At 72.4% G+C, this 7242-nt stretch carries 8 protein-coding genes; 1 reads left to right on the top strand and 7 read right to left on the bottom strand.

Annotated elements, in window-relative coordinates; translation table 11 throughout:
- On the top strand, positions 1-1152 hold a 1152-nt coding region (locus tag MR1_RS17995; RefSeq protein WP_067250313.1), incomplete at its 5' end, for an AI-2E family transporter.
- A 113-nt stretch (positions 1153-1265) separates the two neighbouring features.
- On the opposite strand, the gene MR1_RS17990 is transcribed toward MR1_RS17995, so the two are convergent.
- From MR1_RS17990 to MR1_RS17960, 7 genes are all read right to left on the bottom strand, one after another.
- Positions 1266-2183 carry an ABC transporter substrate-binding protein gene (locus tag MR1_RS17990; RefSeq protein WP_067250309.1) on the bottom strand — a complete coding sequence of 306 codons (918 nt, stop codon included), beginning with the start codon at positions 2181-2183 and terminating at the stop codon, positions 1266-1268.
- A gap of 99 nt (positions 2184-2282) precedes the next feature.
- Positions 2283-3014, bottom strand: coding sequence for an ABC transporter permease (locus MR1_RS17985; RefSeq protein WP_067250306.1), 732 nt, complete (start codon positions 3012-3014; stop codon positions 2283-2285).
- Positions 3011-3706, bottom strand: coding sequence for an ABC transporter permease (locus MR1_RS17980; protein ID WP_067250301.1), 696 nt, complete (start codon positions 3704-3706; stop codon positions 3011-3013). The genes MR1_RS17985 and MR1_RS17980 overlap by 4 nt, the downstream gene beginning before the upstream one ends.
- A gap of 1 nt (position 3707) precedes the next feature.
- Positions 3708-4574, bottom strand: a complete 867-nt coding sequence (locus MR1_RS17975) for an ABC transporter ATP-binding protein (protein WP_067250298.1) — start codon at positions 4572-4574, stop codon at positions 3708-3710.
- 19 nt (positions 4575-4593) lie between these two features.
- Positions 4594-4905 (bottom strand): DUF427 domain-containing protein, encoded by a 312-nt coding sequence (locus tag MR1_RS17970; RefSeq protein ID WP_067250294.1) that lies wholly within the window; start codon positions 4903-4905, stop codon positions 4594-4596.
- A 67-nt stretch (positions 4906-4972) separates the two neighbouring features.
- The gene (locus MR1_RS17965) at positions 4973-6388 is read right to left on the bottom strand and encodes a dihydrolipoyl dehydrogenase family protein (RefSeq protein ID WP_067250291.1); all 1416 of its coding nucleotides are present in this window, start codon (positions 6386-6388) and stop codon (positions 4973-4975) included.
- Positions 6389-6536: 148 nt separating this feature from the next.
- On the bottom strand, positions 6537-7242 hold a 706-nt coding region (locus MR1_RS17960; RefSeq protein ID WP_157518357.1), incomplete at its 5' end, for a lactonase family protein.

Here is a 7242-nt window from a genome sequence, read left to right as displayed (position 1 = left end):
GGGCCCGCCGACGCTCCCGGATCCGACCCCGCCGCCGCCACCGCGGCCCCGGTCGCGGAGCCGGGCGTCCCGAGAGCGTCGTTCTGGACGCGGATCGACAAGCCGTTCAGCTTCGGCTTCCTCGTCGTCCTCGGCGGTCTGACCGCGATCCTCCTGGGCCTCGCACTGTCGAACATCTCGACCGTCCTCATCTACATCGCCTTCGCGCTGTTCGCCGCACTCGGGCTGAACCCCGCCGTGCAATGGCTGGAGAAGCGGCGGATCCCCCGGGCGTGGGCGGTCGTCATCGTGATCGTCGGCTTCGCGGTCGTCCTCGCCGTCATCGTGATGTCGATCATCCCCACGGTGGTGAGCCAGATCGCGGCCTTCATCGAATCCATCCCGGGCACGATCGACCGTTTCCTGGCGAGCGACTTCTACGCGGGCCTCCAGCAGCAGTTCGGCGTGGGCCTCACCGACGTCGTGGCGGAGATCGAGAAGTTCCTCAGCGACCCCGCCCGCCTGCTGCAGATCGGCGGCGGCGCGCTGCAGGTCGGCGGCGTGGCCCTGCAGGTCGGCGGGGCCATCGCGACGGGGCTGTCCGGCGCGCTCATCGTCATCGTGCTGACGCTCTACTTCCTCGCCACGCTCCCGTCCATGAAGAAGGGGCTCGTCCGTCTCGCCCCGGCGCGGGACCGGCGGCGCATCAGCGACATCAGCTCGCAGATCGCCGAGTCCGTCGGCGGGTACGTGATGGGCATGGTCGTGCTCGCGTTCATCAACGCGGTGCTCGTGTTCCTCCTCTACCTGTTCCTCGGTCTGCCCTTCCCGCCGCTGATGGCGACCGTGGCGTTCCTCATCACGCTCATCCCGCTCGTCGGATCCGTGCTGTTCTGGATCATCGGAACGGGGATCGCCCTGTTCACGAGCCCGATCGCGGCCCTCGTGTTCGCGCTCGTGTACGTCGTGTACATGCAGGTCGAGGCCTACGTGATCACCCCGCGCGTGATGAACCGGGCGATCTCGATCCCCGGCTCCCTCGTCGTGATCGGAGCCCTCGTCGGCGGGACGCTCCTGGGCCTGCTCGGCGCGCTGGTGGCGGTGCCGGTCACCGCCTCGCTGCTCATCGTCATCAAGCAGGTGTGGATCCCCCGCCAGGACTCCCGCGTCTGACCGGTCCCCAGCCGGTCCCCAGCCCGACGAGATTCGGGGCGCGTCCCGGGGATCTCACACCCCGGGGCACGCCCCGAATCGCCGTGACGGACCCCGAAGGGCCTCGATCAGGATCAGCCCAGGTTGGCCTTGAGCCAGGCGGCGGCGATCTCCTTCGGCTCCTTCTTGTCGACCGTGCTCTGCACGTTGAGCTTCACGAGCTCCTCGGTCGTGAGCTTGGCGCTGACGGCGTTGATCGTGTCGGCGATCTCGCCCTCCACGTCCGCGCTGGCGATCGGCACGACGTTGGAGGACAGGATCATGTTCTCCGGGTCCTTCAACGCCACGATGTCCTCGGTCTCGAAGGCCGGGTCCGCCGTGTAGACGTCCGCCACCTGGATCGTGCCGGCGAGCAGCGACTCGAGCGTCGTCGGTCCCGTCGCCGAGAAGGCGAGGTCGACCCCGTAGACCTCCTTCGCGGCGGCGGGGCCGTACGGCCGCTGCTCGAACTCCGGAGCCGCGCCGACGGTGATGGTCCCGCCGACCTTCGCCAGGTCGCCGATGGAGGTGAGACCGTGCTCCTCGGCGTAGGCCTTCGTCACCGTGTAGGTGTCCTGATCCGACGCCTCGGCGTAGTCGAGCGCGACCAGGCCGTCCGGCAGCGCCTCGGTGAGCGCCGCGTAGACGTCCTCCGGGCTCGTCGCGGTCGCCGAGTCGTCGAGGTACTCCAGGAGGTTCCCGGTGTACTCCGGGAACAGGTCGATCGCGCCGGACTCGACCTCGGGCATGTACGCGTCGCGCTGCCCGATGTTGAACTGGCGCTTCACGGTCTGCCCGTCGGCCTCCAGCGCCTGCGCGTAGATCTCGGCGATGATCTCGTTCGAGAAGTAGGCCTGGGATCCGATGACGATCGCGTCGCCCCCGCCGTTGTCGGACGGGGCGCTCGTCTCGCCGCCGAGGGACGACGAGGATCCGCACGCCGTGAGCGCGAGAGCGGCGGCCGTCAGGGCTCCGGCGGCGAGGAGGGTGCGGGACAGTCGAGCAGTGAACATGATGGTTCCTCTCTCCGGTGGTCTGTGCTGTGGTCTGGGTCTGTGAACGGGGTCTGGACTGTGGTGCGGGTCTGGCGTCTGGGCGGGGGATCCGGCGCGTCAGGTGGTGCCGGCGCGGACCGCTCCGCGAGCGCGCGAGCGCCGTTCGGCACGGGGACGCGGCGCCTCGCGGACGCCGAGCGGGACGACGGCCTTCTGCAGGAGCGCGAAGAGGAGGTCGGCGAGCAGGGCCAGGAGGGCGACGAGGAGCGCCCCGGCGAGGACCTGGTCGAACCTCCGCAGCGGCAGCCCCTGGATGATCGGCCACCCGAGGCCGCCCAGGTTCACCCAGGCGCCGATGGTGACGGTCGCGATGACCTGCAGCACCGCCGAGCGCAGTCCCCCCACCACGAGCGGCAGGCCGAGGGGCAGCTCGACCTTGACGAACACCTGCCACGGCGTCATCCCCATGGCCTTGGCGGCATCGCGCACCCGCGGGTCGATCGCCTCGATGCCGGTGTACGCCCCGGCGAGGATCGGCGGGATGGCGAGGAGCACGAAGGTCACGAACCCCGCGGTCGGCGTCTGCAGCACCCCGAACAGCAGCACGAGCAGGATGAGCAGACCGAAGGACGGCAGGGCGCGCGCCGCGCCCGAGATGGCGACGGCCACCTCGCGGCCGCGGCCGGTGTGCCCGATCGCCCAGCCCACCGGCGCCGCGATCACGAACGCGATCGCCACGGACACGACCGTGAAGAACAGGTGCTGGCCGAGCAGGACCGGCAGGGCGTAGCTGCCCTGCCAGCGCTCCGGCGCGACCAGCCAGGCGAAGGCCTCGGCGAACAGGTTCATGCGGCCGCCCCCTCCGTCACGGGCGCGACCCGCCGGGGCCGGCGCCGGGCGCGCGGCCCCGTGACCCGCTCCCACGGCATCACGAGGCGGCCGAGGACCACGAGCAGCGCGTCGACGAGGAGCGCGAGGACGACCGTGGCCACCACGCCGGCGAACACCTCCTCGATCAGGCGCCGGTCCAGGCCCGTCGTGAAGAGGTACCCGAGGTTGGTGACGCCGATGAGGATGCCGACCGTGGCCAGCGAGATCGTGCTCACCGCCGCCACCCGCAGCCCCGCGAGGATGACCGGTCCCGCCAGCGGCAGGTCCACCGCCCAGAACCGTCGCGCGGATCCGTACCCCATCGCTGTGGCCGCCCGCCGCACGTCCGCGTCCACGGAGTCCAGCCCGTCCGCCACCGAGCGCACGAGGATCGCCACGGCGTAGATCGTGAGGGCGATGACGAGGTTCGTCTCGCTGATCGCCGAGTAGCCGAGCACGGACGGCATGAGGATCAGCAGCGCGAGCGACGGGATCGTGTAGAGCAGCCCCGTCAGCACGATCACCGGACCGCGCACGAGCCGGAAGCGCGCCGCGAACCAGCCCAGCGGCACGGCGATCACCAGCCCGAGCACGATGGCGATCAGGCTCTGCCGCAGGTGGACCAGCGCGAGCTCGAGGATGAGCCCGACGTTGTCCGCGATCCACTGCATGTCAGCCGCCGCTCGCGTCCGCGGTCGTTCCGGCCGGCGTCGCGGCGCCGCTGCCGTCGTCACGGAGCGCGCCCTGCATCCGGCCGTCGGCGTCGACGACGATCGTCCCCTGCGGCGTCGTCTTCAGGTGAAGCGCGCGCCGGCCGCGGTCGGCGCCGACGAAGGCGGAGACGAAGTCGTCGGCGGGGGCCTGCAGGATCTCCTCGGGCGTGCCCTGCTGGACGATCCGCGCGCCCACGTCGAGCAGCACGATCCGGTCGCCGAGGAGGAAGGCCTCGTCCACGTCGTGCGTGACGAACACCACGGTCTTGCCGAGCTCGCGCTGCAGACGCAGCATCTCCTCCTGGAGCTCGGTGCGCACGATGGGGTCCACCGCGCCGAACGGCTCGTCCATCAGCAGGATGTTCGGGTCGGCGGCGAGCCCGCGCGCGACGCCCACGCGCTGCTGCTGGCCGCCCGAGAGCTGCGCCGGGTACCGGTCGGCCAGCGCGCGGTCCAGGCCCACGGTGTCGAGCATCTCGCGAGCGCGGTCGGCGGCCTCGGAACGACCGACGCCGTTCAGCCGCAGCACGGTGGCGACGTTGTCGAGCACGGTGAAGTGCGGCATGAGGCCGCCGTTCTGCATCACGTACCCGATGCTGCGGCGCAGGGCGACCGGCTCGCGGTCGCCCACGCTCGTGCCGTCGATCTCGATCGTGCCCGAGGTCGGGTCGACCATGCGGTTGATCATCCGCAGCAGCGTGGTCTTGCCGCATCCGGAGGAGCCGAGCAGCACCGTGGTGCGCCGCGGCGGGATGACCAGGCTGAAGTCGTCGACGGCGCGCGTGCCGTCGGGGAACTGCTTGGTGACGGATCGGAACTCGATCATGATCCCTGCTCCGCGACCCTCACCCGGAGGAGCGCTCCACCTCCACCCCGGGGGCGAACGCGACGTAACCGGAGAAGTCCCGGCCGACCCGTTGGATCCCGGAGGGGTAGGGCTCGGGGTATGACCAGGCCAGATCGGCGTGCGTCTCTCCGTCGGCCACGACCGAGTAGTACTGGCACACCCCCTTCCACGGGCAGGTGTACGGCGTCGGGCTCTCCACCAGCACGCCCTCGCGCACCGCGGACGGCGGGAAGTAGTGGTTGCCCTCGATGAGGATCGTCTCGGCGTCGTCGGCCTCGGCGATCACGGTCCCTGCGAGTACAGCTCTCATGCTCGTTCCTCCTGGGTCGAATTCGAGCGTAGGGGACGCCACCGACATGGGGGCGGAGATCGGCCGATCAGGCCGAATCCCGCCCGTACGCCTCCAGCAGCCGCAGCCACACCTCGCTCATCGTCGGATACGACGGGACGGCGTGCCAGAGCCGCGCGAGCGGCACCTCGCCGACCACGGCGATCGTCGCGGCGTGGATGAGCTCGGCGACGTCCGGCCCCGCCATGGTGACGCCGAGCAGCACCCCGCGGTCCTCGTCGACGACCATCCGCGCCCGCCCCCGGTAGCCGTCCTCGTGCAGGCCCGCACCGGCGACCGAGGAGAACTCCACGTCGACGGCCCGCACCCGGCGTCCCGCCTCGCGGGCCGCCGCTTCCGTCAGGCCCACCGCCGCGACCTCCGGCTCGGAGAACACCACCTGCGGCACCGCGGCCGCGTCGGCCGTCGCGACGTGGCGGCCCCAGGGCTGCTCGTCCACCGGCTCACCGAGCGCGCGGGCGGCGATCGCGTCCCCGGCCGCGCGCGCCTGGTACTTGCCCTGGTGGGTCAGGAGCACCCGGCCGTTCACGTCCCCGACCGCGTACAGTCCGTCGACGCCGGGGACGCGCAGGGAGTCGTCGGTGCGGATCCACGCCCCCGGCTCCAGCCCGACGGCCTCCAGGCCCAGGTCCTCCGTGCGCGCACGTCGCCCCGTCGCGACGAGGACCTCGCTCGCGACGACCTCGCCCGCGTCCGTCGTCACGACGACGGCGTCCTCCCGCCGCTCGACCCGCTCGATCCCGGTGTCCGTGCGCACGTCCACGCCGAGCTCGCGCAGGCCCTCGGCCACCCGCTCTCCGGCGAACGCCTCCATCCCGCCGAGCAGGCCGTGCCGGGCGATGACCGTCACGACCGAGCCGAGCGCGGCGTACGCCGTGGCCATCTCGACGGCCACGACGCCCCCGCCGATCACGGCGAGCGACGCCGGCACCTCCTGGGCGCTCGTGGCCTCGCGGCTCGTCCAGGGACCTGCGTCGCGCAGACCCGGGATGTCGGGGACGACCGCGTCCGAGCCCGTGCTGATCGCGACCGCGTGCCGGGCACGGAGCGTCCGCCGCTCCCCGTCCGCCGTGGCGACCTCGACCTCTCGCGGACCGACGAGACGCCCGTGGCCGCGGACGAGGTCGATCCCCGCGCTGCGCAGCCAGCCGACCTGGCCGTCGTCGGACCAGTCGGAGGCGAACCCGTTGCGCCGGGCGAGGACCGCCCGCACGTCCAGGCCGCCGGTGACCGCCTCGGCGCTGCCCTGCACCCGCTTCGCGGACCGCAGCGCCTGGGCCGGGCGCAGCAGTGCCTTGGACGGCATGCACGCCCAGTACGAGCACTCGCCGCCGACGAGCTCGCTCTCCACGATGACGGCCGTGAGGCCCGCCTGCACGACGCGGTCGGCCACGTTCTCGCCCACCGGACCTCCGCCCAGCACGATCAGGTCGTACTCGTCCATCCGCCTGCCGCCTCTCCGTCATCGGGTGTCTCCACCCTTGCAGAACCGCGGCCGGCACAGGGCGATTCCCGGCGGATCCCGGGTTCCGGGAGCCGGAGGACGGGACCCAGGGGACGGGGCTCAACGGACGGGACTCAGCGGACGGGGCTCAACGGACGGGGAGGATCACCGTCGGGGTCGGCGCGGGGGTCCGGTGCAGGACCCGCCCGGGGACTCCGGTGCGCTCGTCGAGATCGAGGATCGCGACCTCGTCGGACCGCTGCCCCGCGACCAGGAGCGCCCCCTCGTGCACGAGGTGGTGGCGGGGCCAGTCCACGCCGGACTCGGCGAGCGCCAGGGGCTCCACGGTGCCGCCGTCCCCGCGGACGCGCAGGGCCGCGATCGTGTTGCTCCCGCGCAGCGCGGTGTAGAGCGTCGCGCCGTCCCGGGACCGGGCGAGCTCGGCGGGGTAGTCGGATCCGATCTGCGCGAGCGGCGTCGCCGTGGTCGCCGCCGCGATCGACCACCGCCCGTCCGGCCCGGCGGCGAGGGTGAACACCTCGCACGAGTACTCGGTCACCACGTGCAGGTGGCCGCTCGGGTGGACGACCATGTGGCGGGGGCCGGTGCCGCGCGGCAGCACCACCTCGTGATCCGGGACGAGACCCCCGTCCGCGCCGGGACGCCAGAACCGCACGAGATCGAAGCCGAGATCCGTCGTCGCGATCCGTCCGTCCGGGAGGAATGCGGCCGCGTGCGCGTGCGAGACGCGCGGGTCGCCGTTCGGGTCGAGGCGATCGGGGTCTGTCGCGTAGGGGTCCGCGGCCGGGTGCGGATCCGCCGGGCGGGCCGTGTCCGCCGACGCGTCGGGGCCC

The organism is Microbacterium resistens NBRC 103078 (assembly GCF_001552355.1).
Classification (GTDB): Bacteria; Actinomycetota; Actinomycetes; order Actinomycetales; family Microbacteriaceae; genus Microbacterium; species Microbacterium resistens.
The sequence above is the reverse complement of the archived record's forward strand: the minus strand, read 5'-3'. Positions and strand labels throughout refer to the sequence as shown.

What these genes read in the sequence shown, in the direction of transcription:
- MR1_RS17990 (WP_067250309.1), bottom strand. Translation starts at nt 2,183, where the DNA reads ATGTTCACTGCTCGACTGTCCCGCACCCTCCTCGCCGCCGGAGCCCTG.
- MR1_RS17985 (WP_067250306.1), bottom strand. Translation starts at nt 3,014, where the DNA reads ATGAACCTGTTCGCCGAGGCCTTCGCCTGGCTGGTCGCGCCGGAGCGC.
- MR1_RS17980 (WP_067250301.1), bottom strand. Translation starts at nt 3,706, where the DNA reads ATGCAGTGGATCGCGGACAACGTCGGGCTCATCCTCGAGCTCGCGCTG.
- MR1_RS17975 (WP_067250298.1), bottom strand. Translation starts at nt 4,574, where the DNA reads ATGATCGAGTTCCGATCCGTCACCAAGCAGTTCCCCGACGGCACGCGC.
- MR1_RS17970 (WP_067250294.1), bottom strand. Translation starts at nt 4,905, where the DNA reads ATGAGAGCTGTACTCGCAGGGACCGTGATCGCCGAGGCCGACGACGCC.
- MR1_RS17965 (WP_067250291.1), bottom strand. Translation starts at nt 6,388, where the DNA reads ATGGACGAGTACGACCTGATCGTGCTGGGCGGAGGTCCGGTGGGCGAG.